This window comes from Stenotrophomonas sp. YJH_SMC_16 (assembly GCF_059367875.1).
On record NZ_JCAFRH010000013.1, the window covers coordinates 29,254 to 54,866 of the forward strand.

The window sequence follows — 25,613 nt, forward strand, 5'->3', positions numbered from 1 at the left end:
TCCGCGCGGTCACGGCTGTACCACCGTGATCGTGGTCGGGTTGCTGCGGCCGACGCCGCGCAGCTGCGGCCGGTACATGTCCTCCACCAGCGGCGGCGGCACCGAGTAGGTTCCCGGGGTCACCGCGCGTACCAGGTAGAACACGTTGGCCTTGCTGCCACGCGACAGCTTCAGCGCTGCCACGTACCGGTCGTCGCGGAACTCTTCGTGCTTGGTATCGGCCGCTTCACTGCGGTCGCTGATGGTGATGCCATCGACCACCACGTCGGCCCACTGCTTGGCATCACCGAGGTTGAAGTTCTCGATCTCCAGGCCGGCCGGCAGCAGGTCGGTCAGCAGTGCATCGGGCATCGTGGTGTCGGCAGTGACGGTTACGCGCACGATCAGCGCTTCACCTTCCTTCAGCGGGCGCGGCGTCCACCGCTTGCCATCGGTGCCGAAGTAGCTGCGTTCAACACCCAGCACGCTGTTGTCCGGTGCCGGCGCGCTGCGCGGGATGCCGGCCACGTCGATGCTGGCGAACATCGGCGGCTGGCCCTGCGGGGTGAAGCGCACGCCGCTGGCCAGTTCGCTGCCGGTGAAGTTGCGGCCGAACAGCTTGCGCTCACTGATCGCCTCGGTGCTGCCACCGATCACCAGCTCACCGGCCACCAGCGCCTTCTGGTTGGCGGCCAGGGCCTTGCCGAGGCGGGCGATCGCCACCTGCTCCTGGGTGCTCAGCCACATCCAGCCGGCATTGCGGCGGGCATCCAGGCCACGGCCGAGATCGACCGCACGTGCGTCCCAGGCGGGCTTGGCCAGCTTGTTCTCGTGCGTCAGCGCGATCATCAGTGCGTCATCGCGGATCGCGCTGCCGTAGTCGCCGAAGTACGACGGGCGCTCGCTGCTGGACTTGGCGAACGCCGCCGCCAGTGCCGCCTGGCCACGCTTGGCATCACCCTGCAGTGACAGCGCCACGCCCAGGTGGACCAGCGACAGGCCACCGACCGCCTTGCTGCGCTCGTTGTCGTACAGCGTGCGCAGGGTACCCAGCGGCGCCCGGTTGACCCGGGCCAGCACATAGCCCGAATACGCCTGGTTGGCGAACTTCAGCTTCTCGCGGTCATCCTGGCCGTAGAACTGATTGCCACCGGACAGCAGGTCCTCACTGAGGCGGTTGAGTGCCTTCTGCAGTACGTTGTCGGGCACCGCGAAGCCGGCGTCCTTGGCATCGAGCAGGAACTCGGTGATGTACGGGGTCAGCCACGGGTTCACGTAGCCGTCGTCACCCCACATCGAGAAGTTGCCGTTGGCCACCTGCATCGACGCCAGGCGACCGAACGCGCCTTCCATGCGCTCGCGGCGGGTCTTGGCATCCAACCCGTCAGCCCCGAGCATCGACGACGTCGCCTGGTCCAGGATCAGTGCGGCGTAGCCCTTGCTGGTGGTCTGCTCGGCGCAGCCGTATGGGTAGTTCAACGCGCCCTGCAGGGCACTGGCGAACGGGATTGGCGGCAGCGGGCTGACCAGCAGGCGCGCGTTCACCGACTCGGCCATCAGGCCGTCGGTCAGGCTGTTGTCGAGGCTGACCGCGGCCAGCGGATCCAGCGTGCGTACCTGCGAGCGCAGCACCTGCGGCCACGCCGCACGCACCGGCAGCTCGTAGCGGCGGTCGGCCTTGAATCCGTTGCCGTCCACCCGCACCCGCACCTTGGCTACGCTGTGGCCCTCACGCGCGGACAGCGGGAAACTCAGCGTGGTCTTGGCATCGGCATTCAACTGCACGCTGCGGCTGCCCTCACCCAGGTTCAACGGGCCCTCGCTTTCCACCTTCACGTTGAACTGCCCCGGCTTGCCGGTGAAGTTCTGCACGTCTAGGGTCACGGTGCTGCGGTCGCCCGGGGCCAGGACGCGCGGCATGCTGGCTTCGGCCAGGATCGGCGCGCGCACCACGGTCTCCACATCGCGCTTGCCGTACTGGTCATCGCTGTAGACCAGCGCCGATACGCGCAGGGTGCCGTTGAAGTCCGGCACCTTCAGGCGGATGCGGGCGATGCCCTTGGCATCCAGCTGCACCGGGCCGGAGAACAGGTCCACGGTCTGCACGCGTGCGGTCGGGCGCTTGGCCTGCGGCAGCGCCTGCAGCGCCATGTCGCCACCAAACTTCAGCTTGCCGCTGCCGCCATCGAAGCTCTCGATCACCCGGCTGTAGATGTCGTAGGCATCGATGCCGAGGCGACGCTGGGCGAAGAAGTGCGCGCCGGCGTCGGGCACCGGGAAACGGGTGATGTTGAGGATGCCCACGTCCACCGCCGAGACGGTGACGTGCGCCACCTTGCCGGCCAGCTGCGGTGCGCTGACCGTCACCGGCAGGTCCTGTTCCGGTCGCATCTGCTTGGGCGCTGCCAGGCCGACGGCCACGGTGCGGCCCTTGCGGTCCATCGGCACATGCACCACGCCCACCGCACGGGCCGGAGTGATCTTGCTCGGCGCACTGCCGCCACGGAACACCAGCGCGGTGATGTACACATCGTGGCGCTCCCAGTCGGCGGTGACCGGAATCTTGAAGGTCGACCCCGGCTTGGCGTCGATGCCCTGCACGTACAGCATGCGGTCGGTCTCGACCATCAGGATGCCCTTGCCGGCGTGCGGCGGGGTCACCGTCACCTCGAGCGTGTCGCCTGCCTTGTAGCCGGTCTTGTCCAGGCCCAGCTTGATCTTGTCAGGGCGCGCGTCCAGGCCGCGGTTGTCATCACCCCAGCTCCAGCCCGCACGGAACGGATAGCGGCTGGTCAGGCCGGTGGACGGATCGAACACGTCCACCCGGTACTCGCCCCACTCCACCGGGAAATCAAAGGCCACCGCGCTGCCGCCGGCATCGACGGTGCGCGTTTCCTTGTTCTCGAAACGGCGGGTGAAGTCGTAGTCCCAGCGGTTGTCGTTGAAGGTCCAGTGGTAGTCCCGCAGTTCGCGCACCAGGGTGATCTTCAGGCCCTTGGCCGGCTGCGGCTTGCCCGCTGCATCCACGCGCATCAGCTCGAAGCGCGCATTGCCGTTGGAATCGGCACCGTCTTCGGGATTGAACAGCGGGCGCACGCCAACCAGCGCATTGGCCGGCCACATCACCCGCTTCAAGGTGCGGGTGACGGTACGGCCGCCGGTCTCGTACAGGCTGCCGGACAGCACCACTGCAATCGGTGCCTTGGCCTTGGCCGCCTCCTCCGGCAATGCCACATCCTCGCGCAGCTGGCCGTTGGCCGGCAGCGTGGTGTCGATCACGTCCTTGGCTTCGCGCGGCAGCTGTAGGGTCGGGTCACCGAAGAAGTAGCCCGGCAGGCCCTCCACCGGCTGCTGCTCGGCCGCCACTGCCATGCGCGCGGTGAAGCGGTTGCCATCGGCCGGCGCACCATACAGGTAGGCACCATTGGCCTGCAGGCGCAGGTCCTCACCCGGCTTCAGCGTCTTCTGCACGCTGTCCAGATCCAGCTTCATGCGCTCGGGCAGGAACTCCTCGATGCGCAGGGTCATGCCCTGGATCGCTTCCTTGCTGGCCGGGTCGGTGCGGAACTCGATCTGCCAGCGCCCGGTCGGCGCCTCGGCGGGGATCACCTGCTCGAAATTGATGTAGCCCTGGTCACCCGGCTGCAGGCGGGTCTCGCGGAAAGTCTTGCCGTCGGGCTGCTTCAGGCGCAGGAACACCGGTTGCGCCTTGACCGGCTTGCCATCGTTGTCACGCAGCAGCGCGGACAGGCGCACGGTCTCGCCCGGGCGGTACAGGTCGCGGCCGGACCAGGCGTAGACGTCGAACCAGGCATTGTCACGGCCGGCCACGGCGAATTCGCTCAGGTCCAGCGCCGGCTGGTTGAACGGCAGGAAGCTGGTGTCCTTGCCAGTGCTGGCGACCAGCACGTGGGTGGCATCCAGCGTGTAGTTCAGCAGCGCATTGCCGTTGCCGTCGGTGCTGCCCTTCAGCACCACCTCGCCCTTGGCATCGAGAACCCGCAGGTCGATGCCCTTCAGCGGTGCGCCGTCCTTGAGGCCGGCGGTGTGCACGAACAGCTTGTCCTTGTAGGCGCGGGTATGCAGGCCGATGTCGCTGACCGAGAAGAACGCGGTATCGAACTCGCCCTCGTAGTCACCGGTGCGCTTGAGCAGGGCGAAGTACAGGCCCGGCTCCTGCAGTTCCTTGATGTCCTGGGTCGGCAGGTAGGTCAGCACCCGCTCGTTCTGCTTGCCACCCAGGATGAAGCGGTTGACGTAGACCGGCTCGGCCAGCTTGTTGATCGGGGTGCGCTCGTAGTCGCTGCTCAGCTCCCAGCTGCCGCGGCGGCCACCGCGCTGGTACTGGCTGAAGAAGGTTGGCAGGTCCTTCTCGCGCACGCGCAGGAACTCGACGTCGACCTCCGGCACGTTCACCGACACCACCGGCAGGCCACGGCTGTCCTTGGCCGGCAGCACGCTGCCCTGCGAAGCGAAGCCGACCACCGGCTTCAGCTCGCCGCTGAACACCTTCTGCTTCAGTTCCTTGCCCAGGCGGCTGCCATCGGCGGCCAGCAGGTCCGGCGAAACCACCAGGCTGAACTCCTTGCCGGCCTCGACGAACGGGTAACGCAGGGTCAGGCCGTCATCGGACAGCGTCCAGCTGCTGTCGTCGGTGCCGACCTTTTCCTCGAAGCGCACCAGTTTGTCGAAATCCTGGGTGCCGACGAGCGGGCGCGAGAACTCCAGCGCCAGCGACAAGCCGTCATTCTTCTGGTCCGGGTAGGCACGCAGCAGGGTGAACTCCTTCACCTGCTCGGCCTTGGTGGTGATGGCTTCACCGCTGGCCTTGGGCAGCTGCCCGCTGTCGTTGCGGCAGCCGGCCAGACCCAGCAACAGGCCTCCTGCCAGTACCGCCGCCGCCCATCCCCACCGCTTCCGCCGTGCCGGACCGCTCATGTCGTCACTCCTTGATCGAGGTGGCCATTATAGGCAGGCCGCGTCAAGGTGTTGACGCCCCGGCGGTCGGAAACCCGGTCCCGCCCGGGACCCGGTAGCCGTCAACCTTGGTTGGCGCACCCCATGCCAACCAAGGTTGGCATCTACCAGAGCGGCCTCACCCCGGCAGGTACAGGTCCACGTAGTCGGTCACCGGCATCGCCGCCAGCGTCACCGGGTCCAGTGAAGCGGCCCAGATGCGCTGCTGCTGGGCGGTCGGGAAGCGATGGGCCAGGTGCCGGCGGAACTTGTCCATCAGCAGCGGAATGCCTTCCTCGCGGCGCCGGGCGTGGCCGAGCGGGTATTCCACCAGTACCTCGGGCAGCTCGCTGCCGTCGGTAAAGCGCACGCTCAGGCCGTTGGCGATGCTGCGCTTGTCCGGATCCAGATAATCCGCGCTCAACTGCGGGTCTTCATGGCAGGCCATCTTCGCGCGCAGCGCATCAATGCGCGGATCGGCGGCAACGTCGTCCTCGTAATCCTCGGCCACCAACCGCCCGTGCAGCAACGCGATGGCGACCATGTACTGCACGCAGTGATCGCGGTCGGCCGGGTTATGCAACGGCCCCTGCTTGTCGATGATACGGATGCAGGCTTCCTGGGTGCGGATGGCGATGTGCGCGATGTCCTCGACCCGCCGTTCCATCGCGCGCAGCTGCTGGTGCAGCGTGACCGCCGCCTCCACTGCAGTCTGGCCGTGGAACTCGGCCGGGTAGCTGATCTTGAACAGCACGTTCTCCATCACATAGCTGCCCAGCGGTCGCCCCAGTGTCAGTGCCTGACCGTGCATGGATACGGCCTCGAAACCCCATGTCGGTGCACTCAATACGCTGGGATAGCCCATCTCGCCGCTGGCTGCCATCAGCGCCAGACGCACGCCACGACTGGTCGCATCGCCAGCGGCCCAGCTCTTGCGCGAGCCGGTATTGGGCGCGTGACGGTAGGTTCGCAGCGCCTGGCCATCTATCCAGGCCAGCGACACTGCATTGAGCATGCGTTCGCGATCCAGCCCGAGCAGCTGCGAGACCACCGCGGTGGTGGCCACCTTGACCAGCACCACATGGTCCAGCCCGACGCGGTTGAAGGAATTCTGCAGCGCCAGCACGCCCTGGATCTCGTGCGCCTTGATCATCGCAAGCAGCACGTCGTGCACGGTCGGCGGCGGACGACGCAGGGCCTGCGCGTTGCGCCCCAGCCAGTCAAGGACGGCAAGGATGCCGCCCAGGTTGTCCGATGGATGGCCCCATTCGGCGGCCAGCCAAGTGTCGTTGAAATCGAGCCAGCGCACCATTGCGCCGATGTTGAAGGCGGCCTGCACCGGGTCCAGCACGTAGTGCGTGCCCGGTACGCGCGCGCCGTCGACCACGCTGATGCCCGGCACCAGTGGACCGAGCAGTTTGCTGCAGGCCGGGAAGGACAGCGCTTCCAGGCCGCAGCCCAGCGTATCAAGCAGGCAGTGATGCGCGGTCTGGAACGCCAGCGGTGAGTCGATGCGGGCATCGCGCACATAATCGACGATATCCACCAGCAGTGCATCCCACGCTGCACGCTCGTTGGATGGGGTGTGGTTGTCGGACATCGTCGATCTCCTCGTTGCGGTGCACGGTTGCCCGTGCACCATGCCAACCAAGGCTGGCATCTACCAGAGCACTATTCGGCCGGCACCCGCACCTTGCCGTCCATCAGCACACGGGCGCTGCGGCTCATGATGGCCTTGGTCACTGTCCACTGGCCGTCAACGAGACCAGCCTGCGCACCCACGCGCAACGTGCCCGAGGGATGGCCGAAGGTCACCGCCTCACGTTCGCCGCCACCGGCGGCGCGATTGACCAGGGTGCCCGGAATCGCCGCCGCGGTACCGATCGCCACGGCGGCAGTGCCCATCATCGCGTGGTGCAGCTTGCCCATCGACAACGCACGCGCGTGCAGGTCGATGGCCGAGGCCGGGATGGCCTTGCCGCTGGACGACACATAGTCCTGCGCCGGTGCCACGAAGGCCACCTTCGGCGTGTGCTGGCGCGTGGCCGCATCTTCCAGGTTCTTGATCAGCCCCATGCGCAAGGCGCCGTAGGCGCGGATCTTCTCGAAGCGCTCCAGCGCCCCCTTGTCCTCGTTGATCGCAGGCTGCAGTTCGGTGCCGGTGTAGCCCAGGTCGGCCGCATTGAGGAAGATGGTCGGAATGCCGGCGGTGATCATGGTCACCTCGAAACTACCCACGCCCGGCACGTCCAGGGTGTCGACCAGGTTGCCGGTCGGGAACATCGCGCCCGCATCGCCGTCATCGGACGGATCGATGAACTCCAGCTGGATCTCGGCGGCCGGGAAGGTCACGCCATCCAGTTCGAAATCGCCGATTTCCTGCACTTCGCCATCGCGCATCGGCACGTGGGCGATGATGGTCTTGCCGATGTTGGCCTGCCAGATGCGCACGGTGCACAGGCCATCGCGCGGCACGCGGGCGGGATCGATCAGCCCGTTGGCGATCGCGAATGGGCCGACCGCAGTGCTGAGGTTGCCGCAATTGCCGCTCCAGTCGACGAAGGCGGTGTCGATCGAGACCTGGCCGTACAGATAGTCCACGTCGTGGTCTGGCACCGAGGCGGTGGAGATGATCACGCACTTGCTGGTGCTGGAGGTGGCGCCGCCCATGCCATCGGTCTGCTTGCCATAAGGATCGGGCGAGCCGATCACGCGCATCAGCAGTGCATCGCGTGCGGCGCCCGGCGCCTGCGCGGCCTCGGGCAGGTCCTGCAGGCGGAAGAACACGCCCTTGCTGGTGCCGCCGCGCATGTAGGTGGCGGGAATACGGAGTTGCGGGAGGAAGGTCATCGTCGGATCCACGCGTTTGGATTTCAGGAAATGTCTTGCATCAGTGCGTCAAGACCACGATCAACGCACCACACACGCATGATGTCCACGCGGTCCGGTAGATCGAGGTAATAGACGAGGTACCGTTCGAAGCCCGGAACCAGCATGAACCGCAACGGCACCGGCAGCTGTGCTGCGAGGTCGGCGTGCCGGGTGGAACCCGAGCCTGGAAATACCGCGATGCGTTGAAGCGTGGCCTCCAACTCGGCGAGAAAGCGCCGACCCAGTATCAGCCCACCCTGCCGTGCGAACCACAGCGCGGCATCGGCTGCGTCGGCTTCGGCCCTGGGTCGCCATTCAATCGCCTTCACGCTCCATCCTTTCGGTCAGTTCACGACGCATGCGCTCGAATGTGTCGGCCGTCACCGGGACGCCAGGCCCAGAAGCCAGCCCCTCGGCAATCAGCTGCTTGAGCAGTTCTTCGGCCTTGCTGCGCTGGCGCTGGCGGATCAGGTCACGCACGTAGTCCGACGTACTGGAATAGCCGCCTTCACGCACTTCCTCGTCCACGAACTGCTTGAGCGGGTCGGTCAGCGAAATGTTCATGGTGGCCATGAGACTCTCCATTGGCAGTTTTTGCCAAGTCAGTGTGCGCCCTGCCCAGGTGTCGGACAAGCCCGCCCCCGGCCTCCGGGGGCAGGCATTCAGGCCGGTATCACGCCACCTTGGCGCCTTCCAGGAAATCCTGGGCAAAGCGCTGCAGCACGCCGCCGGCTTCGTAGATCGCCACTTCCTCGTCACTGTCCAGGCGGCAGGTGACCGGCACGATCAGGTCCTGGCCGTCGCGGCGGTGGATGACCAGGGTCAGGTCGGCGCGCGGGGTGCGCTCGCCCACCACGTCGAAGGTCTCGGTGCCATCGATGCCCAGGGTCAGGCGGGTGGTGCCCGGCTTGAACTCCAGCGGCAGCACGCCCATGCCGATCAGGTTGGTACGGTGGATGCGTTCGAAGCCCTCGGCCACGATCGCTTCCACGCCGGCCAGGCGAACGCCCTTGGCGGCCCAGTCGCGCGAGCTGCCCTGGCCGTAGTCGGCACCGGCAATGATGATGAGCGGCTGCTTGCGCTCCATGTAGGTCTCGATCGCTTCCCACATGCGCATCACCTTGCCTTCCGGCTCCACGCGCGCCAGCGAACCCTGCTTCACGCTGCCATCGTCGTTGCGCACCATCTCGTTGAACAGCTTCGGATTGGCGAAGGTGGCGCGCTGCGCAGTCAGGTGATCACCGCGATGCGTGGCATAGGAATTGAAGTCCTCTTCCGGCAGGCCCATCTTCGCCAGGTACTCGCCGGCGGCGCTGGAGGCCAGGATCGCGTTGGACGGCGACAGGTGGTCAGTGGTGATGTTGTCCGGCAGCACCGCCAGCGCGCGCATGCCGGCCAGCGTGCGCTCACCGGCCAGTGCGCCCTCCCAGTACGGCGGACGGCGGATGTAGGTGCTCTGCGGGCGCCAGTCGTACAGCGGGCTGACCGCGGCACCGTTCTCCACGCGCACGTTGAACATCGGGTTGTAGACCTTGCGGAACTGCTCGGGCTTCACCGAGGCCTTCACCACCGCGTCGATCTCGGCATCGCTCGGCCAGATGTCCTTCAGGCGCACCTCGTTGCCATCGGCGTCCACGCCCAGCACGTCCTTCTCGATATCAAAGCGGACGGTGCCGGCGATGGCATAGGCGATCACCAGCGGCGGCGACGCCAGGAAAGCCTGCTTCGCATACGGGTGGATGCGGCCATCGAAGTTGCGGTTGCCCGACAGCACGGCCGTGGCGTACAGGTCCCGGTCGATGATCTCCTGCTGGATGGCCGGATCGAGCGCGCCGCTCATGCCGTTGCAGGTGGTGCAGGCGAAGGCGACGATGCCGAAGCCCAGCTTTTCCAGGTCCGGCAGCAGGCCGGCCTCTTCCAGGTACAGCTGCACCGCCTTCGAGCCGGGCGCCAACGAGGACTTCACCCACGGCTTGCGCAGCAGGCCACGTTCATTGGCCTTGCGCGCCAGCAGTGCGGCGGCGATCACGTTGCGCGGGTTGGAGGTGTTGGTGCAGCTGGTGATGGCGGCGATGATCACCGCGCCATCCGGCATCAGGCCCTGCGCCTGCTCGGCCTTGCCCGCTGCCAGCTTGGCCTCGTCGGCGATGCCGCGCTCGGCCAGCTCTGAAGTGGCGACGCGCTTGTGCGGGTTGGACGGGCCCGCCATGTTGCGCACCACGCTGGACAGGTCGAAGCGCAGCACGCGCTCGTACTGCGCGGTGGCCAGGTCGTCGGCCCACAGGCCTGTGGTGCGTGCATAGTTTTCCACCAGCGCCACCTGCGATTCCTCGCGACCGGTCAGGCGCAGGTAATCGGTGGTCTGTGCGTCGATGTAGAACATCGCGGCGGTGGCACCGTATTCGGGGCACATGTTGGAGATGGTGGCGCGGTCACCGATGGTCAGTGCCGCAGCACCCTCGCCGAAGAATTCAAGCCAGGCTCCGACCACGCGCTCCTTGCGCAGGAACTCGGTCAGGGCCAGCACCACGTCGGTGGCGGTGATGCCCGGCTGCGGGCGGCCACTCAGTTCGACACCGACGGTGTCGGGCAGGCGCATCCACGACGCGCGGCCCAGCATCACGTTCTCTGCTTCCAGGCCGCCAACACCAATTGCGATCACGCCCAGTGCATCCACGTGCGGGGTGTGACTGTCGGTGCCCACGCAGGTATCCGGGAAGGCCACGCCGTCCTGCACGTAGACCACCGGCGACATCTTCTCCAGGTTGATCTGGTGCATGATGCCGTTGCCCGGCGGAATCACGTCCACGTTCTCGAAGGCCAGTTTGGTCCAGTCGATGAAGTGGAAACGGTCTTCATTGCGACGATCTTCGATCGCGCGGTTCTTCTCGAACGCCTGCGGATCGAAACCGCCACACTCCACCGCCAGCGAGTGATCGACGATCAGCTGCACCGGCACCACCGGATTGACCTTGGCCGGGTCGCCGCCCTTGTCGGCGATCGCATCGCGCAACCCGGCCAGATCGACCAGTGCGGTCTGGCCGAGGATGTCGTGGCACACCACGCGCGCCGGGAACCACGGGAAATCGAGGTCGCGACGGCGCTCGATCAGCTGCTTCAGCGAATCGCTGAGCGTGGCCGGATCGCAGCGGCGCACCAGGTTCTCGGCCAGCACGCGCGAGGTGTACGGCAGGGTGGCGTAGGCGCCGGGCTGGATCGCATCGACAGCGGCACGCGCGTCGAAATAGTCCAGCGCGCTGCCGGGGAGGTTCTTGCGGTAATCGGTATTCATGGGCTGGCGGAGTGCTTGAGGCGGGCCGGGTGCCGGCGGTGCGGCGGCGAAAGCATCCGGCCGGCACGCGGCCGGCCGGATGGGTACAGCAGGTGGATCAGACGCGCTTGTCGATGGCGACGAAGTCGCGGTCTTCCGGACCGATGTAGTTGGCGCTCGGGCGGATGATCTTGCCGTCGATGCGCTGCTCGACGATGTGCGCGCTCCAGCCGGCGGTGCGGGCGATCACGAACAGCGGGGTGAACATCGCGGTCGGCACGCCCATCATGTGGTAGCTGACGGCGCTGAACCAGTCCAGGTTCGGGAACATCTTCTTGATGTCCCACATCACCGATTCCAGGCGCTCGGCGATGTCGTACATCTTCATGCTGGACTGTTCTTCGGACAGCTCGCGGGCCACGTCCTTGATCACCTTGTTGCGCGGATCGGAGACGGTGTAGACCGGGTGGCCGAAACCGATCACCACTTCCTTGCGCTCGACGCGGGCCTTGATGTCTTCCTCGGCCTCATCGGGGGTGTCGTAGCGCTTCTGCACTTCGAACGCCACTTCGTTGGCGCCACCGTGCTTCGGACCGCGCAGGGCACCAATGCCACCACAGATCGCGCTGTACATGTCACTGCCGGTACCGGCGATGACACGGCAGGTGAAGGTCGAGGCGTTGAACTCGTGTTCCGCATACAGGATCAGCGAGGTGTGCATCGCCTTCACCCACGACTCCTGCGGCTTCTCGCCGTGCAGCAGGTGCAGGAAGTGGCCACCGATCGAGTCGTCATCGGTTTCCACATCGATGGCGCGGCCGTTATGGCTCCAGTGGTACCAGTACAGCAGCATCGAACCGAGGCAGGCCATCAGCTTGTCGGCGATGTCGCGCGCGCCGGGGTGGTTGTGATCGTCCTTCTCCGGCGCCACGCAGCCAAGCACGGACACGCCGGTGCGCATCACGTCCATCGGGTGCGCCGACGGCGGCAGCTCTTCCAGCGCGGCCTTCACCGCGGCCGGAATGCCACGCAGCGACTTCAGCTTGGCCTTGTAGGAAACCAGCTCGGCGCGGGTCGGCAGCTTGCCGTGCACCAGCAGGTAGGCGATTTCCTCGAACTCGCTGGTGTTGGCCAGGTCCAGGATGTCGTAGCCACGGTAGTGCAGGTCGTTGCCACTGCGGCCCACGCTGCACAGCGCGGTGTTGCCGGCAGCGGTGCCGGACAGGGCGACGGACTTCTTCGGCTTGAAGGTCGGGGTTGCGGTCGTATCGTTCATGTTTCCCTCCGAAAACTTGATGGTGCAGGGTACTGCTTATTTCTTGGCGGCGAACAGTGCATCGAGCTGCTGCTCGAACGCGTGGTAGCCGATGCGGTCGTAGAGTTCTTCGCGGGTCTGCATGGTCTCCACCACGTTGCGCTGGTGGCCATCGCGGCGCACCGCCTGGTAGACGTTCTCGGCGGCCTTGTTGGCGGCGCGGAAGGCAGACAGCGGGAACAGCTGGATGGCAACACCGGCCGAAGCCAGTTCATCGCGGCTGAACAGCGGGGTGGCGCCGAACTCGGTGATGTTGGCCAGCACCGGCACCTTCACCGCGTCGACGAAGCGGCGGTAGGTGTCCAGGTCGTAGGCGGCCTCGGCAAAGATGCCATCGGCACCGGCCTCGACGCAGGCGATGGCGCGCTCGATGGCCTTGTCCACGCCGTCCACCTGGATGGCGTCGGTGCGCGCGATCAGGAAGAACTCCGGATCGGTCTTGGCATCGGCAGCCGCCTTCACGCGGTCGACCATTTCACCCTGCGAGACGATCTCCTTGCCCGGGCGGTGACCGCAGCGCTTGGCGCCGACCTGGTCTTCGATGTGGCAGGCGGCCGCGCCGGCCTTGATCAGCGACTTCACGGTGCGCGCGATGTTGAACGCACTCGGGCCGAAGCCGGTGTCGATGTCGACCATCAGCGGCAGGTCGCAGACATCGGTGATGCGGCGCACGTCCACCAGCACGTCTTCCAGGGTGTTGATGCCCAGATCCGGCAGGCCCAGCGAGCCGGCGGCAACACCGCCACCAGACAGATAGATGGCGCGGAAGCCGGCGCGCTTGGCCAGCAGGGCGTGGTTGGCGTTGATCGCGCCGATCACCTGCAGCGGCGATTCGGCAGCCAGCGCCTCACGGAAGCGGGCACCGGCAGAGAAAGGAGTGGAAGCGGTCATGCGGCAATCCAGGTTGGAGAACGTGTGTGTGTAGGCGCAAACACCATGCCAACCTGCAAGCGCTTGATTTCACGGGGATGACTGACCCGCATCAGTGAAACATATGAAACACTGAAACAGATGTATCATGAAACACTCTTCCCGGTCCGAGCCACCATGTATCTGCCCCGCTCGCCCCTGCGCCACACCGATGCCGACCCCGGCCGCCCGGTGATCTGGACGGTCAGTGTCTCGCGGCTGACCGGCCTGCTGGGCGACGTCATTCCGGAGTTCGACCGCCGCGCGCGCATCGAGCAGATCAATCTCGGCTTCGAGGAAGCCGTCGAGGTGATCGGCCAGCGCCTGCGCCGTGAGCATTGCGACGTGGTGATCGCCGGTGGCTCCAATGCCGCCTGGCTGCGCAGCCGGCTGGAGCTGCCGCTGGTGCCGATCCAGGCCAACGGCTTCGACCTGATGGAAGCGCTGGCCCGGGCACGACGGATCGCCAGCCGCATCGGCCTGGTCACCCACGCCAGCGACGTACCGGTGTTCAGCAACTTCCAGCAGAGTTTCGGCCTGGATATCGAGCATCGCCGTTTCGTCACCCGCGAGGACGCCCGCGACTGCATCGCTGACCTGCGCGCCAATGGCATCGAAGTGATCGTCGGCACCGGCATGGCCATCGATCACGCCGAACAGGCCGGCCTGCCCGGCGTGCTGCTGTACTCGGCCGACTCGGTGCGGCAGGCGTTCGAGCATGCGCTGGAACTGACCCAGACGCTGGCCCGCTCCAGTGGCAACCGATCCACCCCACGCCGGCGCCCGGCAGTACGGGCCGACGCGCATGAACTGCTCGGCGACAGCGATGCGATGGCACAGGTACGCGCACAGATCGCGCTCTATGCACCGCACGACAGCACCGTGCTGGTCAGTGGCGAAACCGGCACCGGCAAGGAACTGGTGGCACGCCAGCTGCACGCCGCCAGCGGTCGTCGTGGGCGCTTCGTCGCGCTGAACTGTGGCGCCATCAGCGAATCGCTGCTGGAGGCGGAGCTGTTCGGCTACAGCGATGGCGCCTTCACCGGCGCGCGGCGCGGCGGCCGCGTCGGCCTGGTCGAGGCCGCAGATGGCGGCACCCTGTTCCTGGATGAGATCGGCGAACTGCCGCTGCCGCTGCAGACCCGCCTGCTGCGCGTGCTGGAAGAGCGCGAAGTGCTGCGCGTGGGCGCAACCGAACCGACCCCGGTCGACCTCCGCGTGGTGGCCGCCACCCTGCAATCGCTGGAGCAGCGCGCGGCGACCGGGAGCTTCCGCCGCGATCTGTATTACCGCCTGGCCGCGCTGCGCATCGCCCTGCCCTCGCTGCGTGCCCGGCGCGGGGACATTCCGCTGCTGGCACAGCACTTCTTCCGCCAGCTGCGCGGCATCGACGCGCCACTGGACGAAGCTGCGATGGCAATGTTGACCACCGCCGAGTGGCCCGGCAACGTGCGCGAACTACGCAATCTGGTGGATCGCCTGCGCATCCACTGGCAGCCGGCTGAAGGGCCTATTGATGCCGCGCGACTGCTGCAGCTTGCGCCCGAACTGACAAGCGAAGGCGCGACGGCACTGCCGCTGGAAAGCAACGGCAAGCGCCCGCCGCGTGCGCAGCTGGAAGCACTGCTGCAGGAACATCGCAATGACCGCGAGGGCATGGCACAGGCGCTGGGCGTATCACGCACCACGCTATGGCGCTGGCTGCGCGCGGAGGGTCTGTAGAGCCGAGCCCATGCTCGGCTGCTTCTGCAGGGACAACAGCCGAGCATGGGCTCGGCTCTACCGCAGCCCCGGCACCGCCCCGACTTACGGATACAGCAGGCGCTTGCTCCAGCGCCCTTCGGCACCGGCTTCATAGCACCAGCGCTCGTGCAGGCGGAACTGCGCGCCGTACCAGAATTCGATACGGTCAGGCACTACCCGCAGACCACTCCAGCCGTCCGGACGCGGCACGTCCTTGCCGTCGAAACGTGCCTCGACCTCCGCCACGCGGGCATCGAACTCCTCACGCGTCGCCAGCGTCTTCGACTGCTGCGAGGCCCACGCGCCGATCTGGCTCATGCGCGGACGGCTGGAGAAATAGGCATCGGCTTCGGCGTCGGCCACCTGCTCCACGCGCCCCTCGATGCGCACCTGGATGCCGGCCTCGCGCAGGCTGCGCCACAGGAACAACAGCGCCGCCTGCGGATTGGCCTGCAGTTCCTGGCCCTTGTGACTGTCCAGATGGGTGTAGAACACGAAGCCGCGCTCATCGAACGCCTTCAGCAGCACGGTGCGTGCCGAGGGACGGCCCTGCGTATCGGCGGTGGCCACGGTCATCGCATTCGGCTCGACCTCGCGGCTCTGCTTGGCCTCTTCGAACAGGCCGGCAAACGTGGACAGGGCTTCGGCGTACAGGTCGCTCATGATTGCGTTCTTCTCACACGGATTGGGCTATTGTGGCTGCATGGCCGCTGCTGCGTATATGCCCCAGGTGAAAGGATTCCCCGAAACATTGGCCGAACAGGCGCTGGACGATGCGCTGGGCAGCGGCGCAGCGGTTCCAGTATTGGCGATCAGCGGCCTGCAGGGGAGCGGCAAATCGACGCTGGCCGCGCAGGTGGTGGCCCGCGCCCAGGCACGCGGCCTGAGCGCAGCCACGCTGTCGATCGATGATGTCTACCTGACCCGCGCACAGCGCCAACGGCTGGCCCGCCAGGTGCACCCACTGCTGATCACCCGCGGCCCGCCTGGCACCCATGACCTGCCGCTGGCCCACGCGGTACTGGATGCAGTGGCCGCACGCCAGCCCTTCGCGATGCCGCGCTTCGACAAGCTGGCCGATGAACGCCTGCCCGAAGCGCAATGGTCGCAGCTGCAACAACCGCTGGACCTGCTGGTGTTCGAAGGCTGGTTCCTGGGCACGCCTGCGCAGGATGACGACGCGCTGGACAGCCCGTTGAACGCGCTGGAACGCGAGGCCGACGCCGATGGCCGCTGGCGGCGCTGGTGCAACCAGGCGCTGGCCCGCGACTATCCTGCGCTGTGGCAGCGCTGCGACCGCCTGTGGTTCCTGCAGCCACCGGATTTCTCGGTGGTACCACGCTGGCGCTGGCAGCAGGAGCAGAACCTGCAGGCCGCGCAGCCGGGCCGGCACGGCATGAGCCGGCCACAGCTGGAGCGCTTCGTGCAGTATTACGAGCGGGTCAGCCGCCAGGCGCTGCGTGCCCTGCCCGCTCTGGCCGACCACGTGGTGGTGCTGGACGGCCAGCGACAGGTGCAGGACGTGCGCTGAGCGCGCCTATTCCACCAGGAAGGTCACCCGCAGGTTGACCCGCCATTCGGTGATCTCGCCACTGCCATTGGTGACCACCTTGGTCTCGTTCACCCAGGCGCCCTGGATGCCCTTGACCGTCTCGGAGACCTTTTTCAGCCCGCTGCGCACGGCGTCCTCCACGCTTTTCGGCGAGGAGGCGGTGATTTCGATGACCTTGGCGACCGTCATGGCCTGTACTCCGGCTGGCGCGGGAGACCCCGCAGGAACGCCTACCCTGACGTGAAGAACGTAAAGGCCAGGGCACGGAGGTGTTAGCATCAGAGAGCATGAATCCTGCTCCGAACCTGATCCTGATCGGCCCGATGGGCGCCGGCAAAACCTGCATCGGCCGCCGCCTGGCCGAGCGCTTCACGCTGGACTTCGTCGACGTCGACCAGGCCATCGTTGATGCCGCCGGCGCCAGTATCCCGACCATCTTCGAGCACTCCGGCGAAGCCGGCTTCCGCAGCCATGAACGCGAGGCGCTTGCGCGCGTGCTGGAAGGCCGCGGCCAGCTGGTCTCCACCGGTGGCGGCGCGGTGCTGGATCCTGGCAATCGTGCACTGATCGCCCAGCGCGGCTTCGTGGTCTACCTGCGGGTCAGCGTGGCCGCGCAGCTGGAACGCCTGGCCCGCGACAAGGGCCGGCCGCTGCTGCAGCGCCCGGACCGCGAGCAGGTGCTGCACGATCTGGCCGCACACCGCGACCCGCTGTACCGCGAACTGGCCGACCTCACCCTCGATACCGACCCGTATACCGCTGCCGACGCGACCGCCCACCTGGTGGTCAAGCTGGCCACGCAATGGCAGCGCCAGGACCTGACCGCATGACTTCCCCCGCCCTGCTGCAGGTCGCCGTTGGCGGCGACCGCCCTTACACCATCACCATCGGCGCCGGTGCCCAGGCCGACGGCGCTGCGCTGGCCTCGCATGTTCGCGGCCGCCACGTGCTGCTGCTCAGTGACAGCGAAGTGGCCCCACGCTATCTGGACGCCGTGAAGCAGACGCTGTTGGCCGCACGCCCCGACCTGATCGTCGGCGAGCACGTGCTGGCCGCAGGCGAAGCCTCCAAGACCCTGGCCGAGTTCGGCCGTGCGATCGAAGCACTGGCCGCGCTTGGCGCCACCCGCGACGCCTGCGTGTTCGCCCTCGGCGGCGGCGTGGTCGGTGATCTCGCCGGTTTTGCAGCCGCCTGCTGGATGCGCGGCGTGGACTGCGTGCAGCTGCCGACCACCCTGTTGGCGATGGTCGATTCGTCGGTGGGCGGCAAGACCGCGGTCGACATTCCGGCCGGCAAGAACCTGGTCGGCGCCTTCCATCCGCCGCGCGCGGTCATTGCCGATACCCGCGTGCTGGCTACGCTGCCGCCGCGCGAACTGCGTGCCGGCCTGGCCGAAGTGGTGAAGTACGGCGCGCTGGGCGATGCCATGTTCTTCGAATGGCTGCAGCAGCATGCCGATGCGCTGATCGCCGGTGAAGACAACGTGCTTTCCGAAGCCATCGCGCGCAGCTGCCGGCACAAGGCTGCCATCGTCGAGCGCGATCCGTTCGAGAAGGGCGAGCGCGCCCTGCTCAACCTCGGCCATACCTTCGGCCATGCCATCGAGACCGAACAGGGCTATTCGGCCCCGGGCCGCGATGCACTGAACCATGGCGAGGCCGTGGCCGTGGGCATGGTGCTGGCGGCGAAGCTGTCCACCGACCTGGGCCTGGCCGAGGATGCCGACCGCGTGCGCCTGCAGGCGCTGCTGGAAAAGCTGCAGCTGCCGGTGGCGATCCCTGCCGGGCTCGACCCACAGGCCCTGCTCGGCCGCATGCGGCTGGACAAGAAGAACGTGGCCGGCCGCCTGCGCCTGGTGCTGTGGCGCGGCATGGGCCGTGCCGAGGTGGTGCCGGACGTGGATGAGGAGGCGGTGCTGAAGGTGCTGGGCGCGGGCTGACCTTTCCGCGTTCGCCGGGCATGGCCCGGCGCTGACGGATTGTGCTGCGGCATGAAGCGCAGCCGAGCGTGGGCTCGGCTCTACAGGTCCGTGCCGCCCCGGGGCGATACAATCGGCGCCATGCACGTCTACCTGCAACATCCCGACGCCGGTGCGCAGGCACCGCGCTTCCTGCGCCTGAGCCTGCAGCCGGACCTGTTCGGCGGCTGGGAACTGCTGCGCGAAAGCGGCCGTGTCGGTGCCCGCTCGCAGCTGCGGCGCGAGCTGTTCCTGCAGGCCGACGAAGCCCGCCATGCTTTCGAGAAGGCCCGCGATGCCGAACTGCATCGCGGCTTCCAGATCCTTTCGCACGGCGACTGACGCCGCTGCCAACTTTCGTCCAAGGAATGCCCATCGTGACCAGCCCTCTCCGCAATGATCGCCTGCTGCGCGCCCTGCGCCGCGAACCGGTGGACTGCACCCCCGTCTGGCTGATGCGCCAGGCCGGCCGCTACCTGCCGGAGTACCGCGCGACCCGGGCCAAGGCCGGCAGCTTCCTGGCCATGGCCAAGAATCCGGAGATCGCCTGCGAGGTCACCCTGCAGCCGCTGCGCCGCTTCCCCTTGGACGCGGCCATCCTGTTCTCGGACATCCTCACCATTCCCGACGCGATGGGCCTGGAGCTGTACTTCGTCGAAGGCGAAGGCCCGAAGTTCCGCCACCCGGTGCGTGATGAAGCGGCCATCGCCAGGCTGGCCGTGCCGGACATGGAACAGGACCTGGGCTATGTGATGGACGCGGTGCGCCTGATCCGCCGCGAACTGGATGGCCAGGTGCCGTTGATCGGCTTCTCCGGCAGCCCGTGGACGCTGGCCTGCTACATGGTGGAAGGCGGCGGCAGCAAGGACTTTGCGCGCATCAAGGCGATGGCGCTGAACCACCCCCAGGCCCTGCACCGCCTGCTGGAGGTCACCACTGAAGCGGTGATCGCCTACCTCGGCGCGCAGCGTGCGGCTGGTGCGCAGGCGCTGCAGGTGTTCGACACCTGGGGTGGCGTGCTGTCGCCGTCGATGTACCGCGAGTTCTCGCTGCGTTACCTGCAGCGCATTGCCGAGGGCCTGGAGCGTGGCGAAGGCAGCGAGCGCACGCCGCTGATCCTGTTCGGCAAGGGCACCGGCCTGCATCTGGAAGCGCTGTCGCAGACCGGCGCCGATGCGCTGGGCCTGGACTGGACGCTGGACCTGGACGAGGCCATGCGCCGCACCGGTGGCCGCGTTGCCCTGCAGGGCAACCTCGACCCGACCACGCTGTACGCCTCGCCGGATGCGATCGCCGCCGCTGCCGCACGCGTGCTCGACACCTATGCCGCGGGCAACGGTGGTTCGCGCGAGGGCCATGTGTTCAATCTTGGCCACGGCATGTCGCCGGACATGGACCCGGCGCACGTGCAGGTGCTGGTCGACGCGGTGCACGCGCACAGCCAGCGCTGAACCTTGCGCATGCGGTTGCGGCGCGATGTTGATCGCGCCGTGACCCGCAGTGCGCGATCATGGTCTCCCCAACGCTGCACCGGCCGCGCCCCATGTCCACATCGCCATCGACCTACAACCGCCAGCGCCCCCTGCTGTGGTTGGTTTCGTTGGCGATTTTCATGCAGATGCTGGACTCGACCATCGTCAACACGGCGTTGCCGGCGATGGCCGCCAGCCTGGGCGAAAGCCCGCTGCAGATGCAGTCGGTGGTGTTCAGCTATGCGCTGGCGGTGGCTACCTTCATTCCCGCCTCCGGCTGGATCGCTGACCGCTACGGCACCCGCCGCACCTTCCTGGTGGCGATCATCCTGTTCACCCTCGGCTCGCTGGCCTGCGCGCTGGCCCAGCACCTGCACCAGCTGGTCGGTGCGCGCGTGCTGCAGGGCATCGGCGGTGCGATGCTGCTGCCGGTCGGTCGCCTGGCGGTGATGCGTTCGGTGCCGCGCGAGGATTTCCTGCGTGCGATGAGCTTCATCGCCATCCCCGCGCTGGTCGGCCCGTTGATCGGTCCCACGCTGGGTGGCTGGCTGGTCGAGATCGCCTCGTGGCACTGGGTGTTCCTGATCAACCTGCCGATCGGCGTGATCGGTTTCATCGCCGCGATGAAGATCATGCCCGACCACTACGCCAGCCATCGCACCCGCTTCGACCTGCGTGGCTACATCATGCTGGCCTTCGCGATGGTGGTGCTGTCACTGGCGCTGGACGGCATCTCTGGACTCGGCACGCCACATGCGCTGGTGATGCTGATGACCGTGGCCGGCCTGGCTGCGCTGGTGGGCTACTGGCTGCACGCCGCCAACTCCACCGCCCCCTTGTTCTCGCTGGCCCTGTTCCGCGTGCCCAGCTATCGCATCGGTATCCTCGGCAACCTGTTCTCGCGCATCGGCAGCGGCGCCATGCCGATGCTGATCCCGCTGCTGCTGCAGGTCGGCCTGGGCCTGGGCCCGATGAACGCCGGCCTGATGATGGTGCCAGTGGCAGCGGCCGGCATGGTGTCGAAGAAGCTGGCGGTAAAGCTGGTTGAGCGCTACGGCTACCGCCGCGTGCTGATGGTCAACACCGTGCTGGTCGGCCTGGCGATGGCCAGCTTCATCCTGATGACACCGGGCCAGCACCTGGCGTGGCGCCTGCTGCAGCTGGCGTTCTTCGGTGCGGTCAATTCACTGCAGTTCACCGTGATGAACACCGTGACGCTGCGCGACCTGGACCGCGAATTCGCCAGTTCCGGCAACAGCCTGCTGTCGATGGTGATGATGCTCGCCGCTGGTTTCGGTGCCGCCGCTGCGGGCAGCCTGCTGGCCGCGTTCGGCAACCACCTGGACAGCAACAGCGCGACCGCGGCGCTGCATGCGACGTTCCTGTGCGTGGGCGCGATCACGCTGACTTCGACGATGATCTTCTGGCAGCTGCCCGATACCAAGCCGGAGCCACGGCAGGTCGAGCACGTAGCGGAATAAGGGGGTTCGGCAGGGCCTGCGGCCCTGCACCCGCTACACGCAACGGCAACAGCTGAAGCAACAGCCAAAGCAGAATTCCGTGGGATGGCGGGGTACCGTGGGTTTGCGGGGCCGCCGTGAACCCGTCCATGGGGGCTTGGTCGCCGCATCCATGCGGCTCACACCCCGCAAACCCACGGCACCCCGCCTTCGACAGTTTCCCGGTGGCCTGTAGAACCACGCCATGCATGGATGAATCTCCATCGAGATCGAATATTTCGAATTGAAATCGAAACGCATCCACGCATGGCGTGGATCTACTGCAGATCGCAGGATTCTGTCGAAGGCGGGGTGGGTCCGGTTGCGGGAGTGTCCGCGGCATGGATGCCGCGGCCAAGCCCCCATGGATGGGTTTACGGCGTCTCCCACAACCGGATCCACCCCGCCATCCCACAGGAAGCCAGCTTTTGCTTCGGCTGTTGCTTCAGCTGTTGCCGTTGCGTGTAGCGGGTGCAGGGCCGCAGGCCCTGCCGAACCCCTACCTGCCCATCACCCGGGCGATCGCTTCCACCAGCAGCTCACCGGTCACCGGCTTGCGCAGGAAACCGCCGATGCCGGCCGCTTCCACCTGCTGCTGCAGGTCCGGATCGGTCCGCGCGGTCACGGCAAGCAGCGGCAGCATGTAGCCCTGGTTGCGCAGGTGCTGGGCCAGCTCGAAGCCGCTCAGGCCCGGCAGGTCAAGATCCAGCAGGCCGACGTCGAAATCACCGGCGCTGATTTCGCGCAGTGCCGCCAGCGCATGCCCCGCATGCACGACCTCGTGCCCGCGCGCACTCAGCAACCCGCGCACCACGTCGGCCACGGTCGCATCGTCCTCCACCAGCAGTACCCGCAATGGCGGCATGTTCGCCGCGTCCTCGCGGTGCGTTTCACCATCTGCTTCGGCATTGGCATCGACCACCATCGGCAACGGCAACGTCACGCCGAAGCAGGTGCCGCGACCGAGTTGGCTCTCCACCTGGATGCGCCCTTGCATCGCATGCGCCAGTTCGCGGCAGATCGCCAGGCCCAGGCCACTGCCGCCGTACTGGGCGGCGGTACGTGCACCATCGGCCTGCTCGAAGCGGCGGAACAGGCGTTGCTGCTGCTCCTGGCTGATGCCGGGGCCGGTGTCGCGCACCTCGAAATGCAGCGATCGCAGCTCGGCGTCGCCGCGCGCGTGCAGGGTGATGGTGCCGCGGCTGGTGAACTTGACCGCATTCGAGAGCAGATTCAGCAGAATCTGACGGACCCGCATTGCATCGCCGGTGGCCTGCAGGCCGGGGGGCAGCTGGTTGTCGAGGGTGAAACGCAGGCCCTTCTGCGCCGCCAACGGCCCCATCAGCGCGGCCAGGTCCTGCAGCAGGCTGCTCAGTGCGAACGGCTTGTGCTGCAATTCCAGACGACCCGATTCGATCCGCGCAAGGTCCAGCGCATCGTTGACCAGGTGCAGCAGGTGCTCGCCGGCATGGCGGATCGATTGCGTATAGCCGCGCTGCTGCGGATCCAGAGGCGAGGACAGCAGCAGCTCGCTCATGCCCAGCACACCGGTCATCGGCGTGCGGATCTCATGGCCAAGGTTGGCCAGGAAGCGGGTCTTGGCGGCCGATGCCTGTTCGGCCAGCTCCTGCTTGTGCAGCGCCAGCTGATAGGCGTGGCGGCGCTGCAGGCGACGACGGTATAGCCAAGCGAACCAGCTGGTCAGCAGCAGCGCGAACGAGGCCAGCACCAGCAGGCCGGACAAGCTGCGCCACCACGGTGGCTGCACGCGGAATTCCAGGCTCTGCACCCGTGACCAGACATGGTCGGCCGACCGCGCCTGCACTTCCAGCCGATAGCTGCCCGGTGCCAGCCGCGAGAACAGGCGCTCACCGGCCGGTCCCACTTCCACCCAGTCCGGGTCGTAGCCGGCCAACCGGTAACGATAGGTATTGGACGCCGAATCGGCGAATGACAGCAGGCGCGCGACGATGCGCAGATCGCGGTCGCCATCGGCGATCTGCAACGGCGTGTCGTGGGTGAGGTCCAGCACCTGCTCGTTGCGGCGCACCTCCACCCGCTCGATCACCAGCGGCGCACGCCGCATCGAGGGCCGCACCTGCTCCGGGTCGAACACCACCACACCGGCCGGCGTACCCGCCACCAGATGGCCGTCTCCCGACATCACCAGCGTGTGCTCACGGAATTCCTGGCTCGGCAGGCCGTCGTGCACGCCATACAGGCGCACGCTCTGGCCATCAGCACCGATGCGCACCAGGCCACGCGCACTGGTTGCCCACGCTACCCCCTGGGCATCGACCACCAGTCCCGAGGCGGAGATCGCCGGGTAGCCCTGCTCGGCACCAATCACGGCCTGCCGCTCCAGCCGGCCCTGGCTCCAGCGGTAGCGCGACAGGCGGCCATCCTCGGACAGCCAGACCTGGCCATCGCTTCCCACGTGCAGAGCATGGATCGCGGTCGCCGGTGCACCCGGCACCGGCTGGAAACGCTCGCTTTCCGGCAGCCACTGCAGCAGGCCACGGCTGCTGGCCAGCCAGATATGGTCCTGAGGCCCGCATTCCACGTCGAGATTGAGCTGGCCCTGCTGCAATCCGCGCTGGCCATTGTCCAGCTGGCGCCGCAGGCGCCCATCCAGATCGCGCTGCTGAAGACCCGCCGACAGCATCAGCCAGAGACTGTCACCATCACAGGTCATCATCGATTCGATGACCCCTTCCATGGTCGCGTCGGCGCCGGCATCCCGGCCCCAGCGGCGCAGATCACGCCGCTTCGGGTCATAGCGCAGCAGTGCGTCGTTGGAACCGATCCAGACCTGGCCGCGGCGATCCTCGCGCACCGAGGTCAGCCAGTGCATGCCGTTGACCCAGGTGCGATGCTGTTCGATGCTGCCGGTCTTCGGATCGAAGCGGTCCAGCGCGCCGTGGCTGCCGACCGTCCAGATGCCGCCGTTGCTGGACGGGCTGGTACCCAGCACGAAAGCGTTGCGCAGCGAGCGGGGGTCGTCCTCCAGCCGCGACAGCACCGAGAACTGCCACCAACGCGGCAGCAGGTGCCAGAGGCCGGCGTTGGTGCTGGCCAGCCAGATACCACCCTCGCGATCCTCGTAGGCGCCGGTCCAGTTCGGGCGCACCGGACCACGCGCCACGGCGCTGTACAGGGGCACGGCCTGGTACTGGCCATCGACCGCCCGGCCAAGGCCGGTGCGGGTGTCCAGCCAGTGCCCGCCCTGCTCGTCGCGCAGCATCATGCCCAGCACCTGTTCGCCTTCGGGCAGCTTCCAGGACGGCGCCTCGAAACGACCGTCGGGGCGACGCACGACGGCACCGGCCATCGTGCTGATCCAGAGGCTGCCATCGGGCTCGGCCGTCAGGCCATTGATCAGCTGGCTGGGAACGATGCCGGCACCGACCCGTTCAAAGTCTGTGCCGGTCCAGCGCGCGACGCCATGCTTGGTGCCGATCCACAGGCTGCCATCGGCCAGGGTTGCCAGGTACGGCACCGATGCGGCCGGCAGGCTGCGTGGGTTGTTCGCTTCGGGCAGGAAGCGCTGCAGCCGGTCCTGGTTGTCCAGGCGGTACAGACCACCTTCGTGGGTGCCGAACCAGACCGAACCATCCGGCGTCGTGGCCAGGCTCCAGACCGTGTTGGTGCCCATCAACGGCTGGCTGCTGCGGTCGTAGAAATGCAGCTGGCGGCGATCGGCCGACATCCGTACAAGACCGGCGTTCTCGGTGCCGATCCAGAGCTGGTTGCGGGCATCGACCAGCACCGTCCAGATGCGGTTGTCGCGCAGGCCGTCTTCCGAACGCCAGATCCGGTAGTTGCGCCCGTCGTAGCGGGCCAGGCCGTCGTTGGTGGCGATCCACAGGTAACCGTAACGGTCCTCGGCCATGCGGTTCACGGTATTGGACGGCAAGCCGTCGAACACCGTCACCTGGCGCGGGCTCGGTGGCACCGGCTGCGCCGCAGCGGGCGACAGGCAGCACAGGAGGACCAGCAGCAGCATCGCCGCCCGCAGATACACCACCGATTGCCTCCTCACGCTGCTTCTGATGATTCCCGCACTACGGGCGTCGGCATGGTAAACCG

General features: G+C 67.1%; 18 protein-coding genes. 7 read left to right on the top strand and 11 right to left on the bottom strand.

The window, feature by feature from the left end; all coding sequences use genetic code 11:
- Positions 1-9: 9 nt before the first annotated feature.
- The 8 genes from AC5P6E_RS20145 to prpB all read right to left on the bottom strand — a co-directional run bounded on the left by AC5P6E_RS20145 (position 10) and on the right by prpB (position 13,283).
- The gene (locus tag AC5P6E_RS20145) at positions 10-4,917 is read right to left on the bottom strand and encodes an alpha-2-macroglobulin family protein (protein ID WP_329835642.1); all 4,908 of its coding nucleotides are present in this window, start codon (positions 4,915-4,917) and stop codon (positions 10-12) included.
- Positions 4,918-5,074: 157 nt separating this feature from the next.
- Positions 5,075-6,535 (bottom strand): bifunctional 2-methylcitrate dehydratase/aconitate hydratase, encoded by a 1,461-nt coding sequence (locus AC5P6E_RS20150; protein ID WP_019338674.1) that lies wholly within the window; start codon positions 6,533-6,535, stop codon positions 5,075-5,077.
- A 71-nt stretch (positions 6,536-6,606) separates the two neighbouring features.
- Positions 6,607-7,785, bottom strand: coding sequence for a 2-methylaconitate cis-trans isomerase PrpF (gene prpF, locus AC5P6E_RS20155; protein WP_019338675.1), 1,179 nt, complete (start codon positions 7,783-7,785; stop codon positions 6,607-6,609).
- 23 nt (positions 7,786-7,808) lie between these two features.
- The gene (locus AC5P6E_RS20160; protein ID WP_019338676.1) at positions 7,809-8,135 is read right to left on the bottom strand and encodes a type II toxin-antitoxin system RelE/ParE family toxin; all 327 of its coding nucleotides are present in this window, start codon (positions 8,133-8,135) and stop codon (positions 7,809-7,811) included.
- Positions 8,122-8,379: a type II toxin-antitoxin system ParD family antitoxin gene (locus AC5P6E_RS20165; protein ID WP_019338677.1), complete on the bottom strand. Its 258-nt coding sequence runs from the start codon at positions 8,377-8,379 to the stop codon at positions 8,122-8,124. The genes AC5P6E_RS20160 and AC5P6E_RS20165 overlap by 14 nt, the downstream gene beginning before the upstream one ends.
- A 100-nt stretch (positions 8,380-8,479) precedes the next feature.
- Entirely contained in the window at positions 8,480-11,098 is a 2,619-nt protein-coding gene (gene acnD, locus AC5P6E_RS20170) for a Fe/S-dependent 2-methylisocitrate dehydratase AcnD (protein WP_010482771.1), read from the bottom strand.
- 97 nt (positions 11,099-11,195) lie between these two features.
- Positions 11,196-12,353 (bottom strand): bifunctional 2-methylcitrate synthase/citrate synthase, encoded by a 1,158-nt coding sequence (prpC, locus tag AC5P6E_RS20175; protein ID WP_010482770.1) that lies wholly within the window; start codon positions 12,351-12,353, stop codon positions 11,196-11,198.
- 36 nt (positions 12,354-12,389) lie between these two features.
- Positions 12,390-13,283, bottom strand: coding sequence for a methylisocitrate lyase (gene prpB, locus AC5P6E_RS20180; RefSeq protein WP_019338678.1), 894 nt, complete (start codon positions 13,281-13,283; stop codon positions 12,390-12,392).
- A 156-nt stretch (positions 13,284-13,439) separates the two neighbouring features.
- Here prpB and prpR point away from each other — a divergent pair, with 156 nt between their 5' ends.
- Complete coding sequence (gene prpR / locus AC5P6E_RS20185) at positions 13,440-15,023, top strand: propionate catabolism operon regulatory protein PrpR (protein ID WP_019338679.1); 1,584 nt, start codon at positions 13,440-13,442, stop codon at positions 15,021-15,023.
- An 84-nt stretch (positions 15,024-15,107) separates the two neighbouring features.
- Here the strand turns inward: prpR and pdxH are convergent, their stop codons facing one another.
- Entirely contained in the window at positions 15,108-15,707 is a 600-nt protein-coding gene (pdxH, locus tag AC5P6E_RS20190; RefSeq protein ID WP_019336381.1) for a pyridoxamine 5'-phosphate oxidase, read from the bottom strand.
- A 40-nt stretch (positions 15,708-15,747) separates the two neighbouring features.
- On the opposite strand from pdxH, the gene AC5P6E_RS20195 reads away from it, so the two are divergent.
- Positions 15,748-16,575, top strand: a complete 828-nt coding sequence (locus tag AC5P6E_RS20195) for a kinase (protein ID WP_262102848.1) — start codon at positions 15,748-15,750, stop codon at positions 16,573-16,575.
- A 6-nt stretch (positions 16,576-16,581) separates the two neighbouring features.
- Here AC5P6E_RS20195 and AC5P6E_RS20200 read toward each other — a convergent pair whose 3' ends face one another.
- Positions 16,582-16,785, bottom strand: coding sequence for a dodecin family protein (locus AC5P6E_RS20200; protein WP_005410663.1), 204 nt, complete (start codon positions 16,783-16,785; stop codon positions 16,582-16,584).
- Positions 16,786-16,883: 98 nt separating this feature from the next.
- Here AC5P6E_RS20200 and AC5P6E_RS20205 point away from each other — a divergent pair, with 98 nt between their 5' ends.
- From AC5P6E_RS20205 to mdtD, 5 genes are all read left to right on the top strand, one after another.
- Positions 16,884-17,426, top strand: coding sequence for a shikimate kinase (locus tag AC5P6E_RS20205; protein WP_010482764.1), 543 nt, complete (start codon positions 16,884-16,886; stop codon positions 17,424-17,426).
- Positions 17,423-18,535 (top strand): 3-dehydroquinate synthase, encoded by a 1,113-nt coding sequence (gene aroB / locus AC5P6E_RS20210; RefSeq protein ID WP_019336383.1) that lies wholly within the window; start codon positions 17,423-17,425, stop codon positions 18,533-18,535. The genes AC5P6E_RS20205 and aroB overlap by 4 nt, the downstream gene beginning before the upstream one ends.
- 120 nt (positions 18,536-18,655) lie before the next feature.
- Positions 18,656-18,895 carry a WGR domain-containing protein gene (locus AC5P6E_RS20215; protein ID WP_019336384.1) on the top strand — a complete coding sequence of 80 codons (240 nt, stop codon included), beginning with the start codon at positions 18,656-18,658 and terminating at the stop codon, positions 18,893-18,895.
- A 26-nt stretch (positions 18,896-18,921) separates the two neighbouring features.
- The gene (gene hemE, locus AC5P6E_RS20220) at positions 18,922-20,004 is read left to right on the top strand and encodes a uroporphyrinogen decarboxylase (RefSeq protein WP_019336385.1); all 1,083 of its coding nucleotides are present in this window, start codon (positions 18,922-18,924) and stop codon (positions 20,002-20,004) included.
- Positions 20,005-20,096: 92 nt separating this feature from the next.
- Positions 20,097-21,506, top strand: a complete 1,410-nt coding sequence (gene mdtD, locus AC5P6E_RS20225) for a multidrug transporter subunit MdtD (protein WP_029550647.1) — start codon at positions 20,097-20,099, stop codon at positions 21,504-21,506.
- A gap of 517 nt (positions 21,507-22,023) precedes the next feature.
- Here the strand turns inward: mdtD and AC5P6E_RS20230 are convergent.
- Positions 22,024-25,551, bottom strand: a complete 3,528-nt coding sequence (locus tag AC5P6E_RS20230; protein ID WP_010482758.1) for a hybrid sensor histidine kinase/response regulator — start codon at positions 25,549-25,551, stop codon at positions 22,024-22,026.
- Positions 25,552-25,613: the final 62 nt, after the last annotated feature.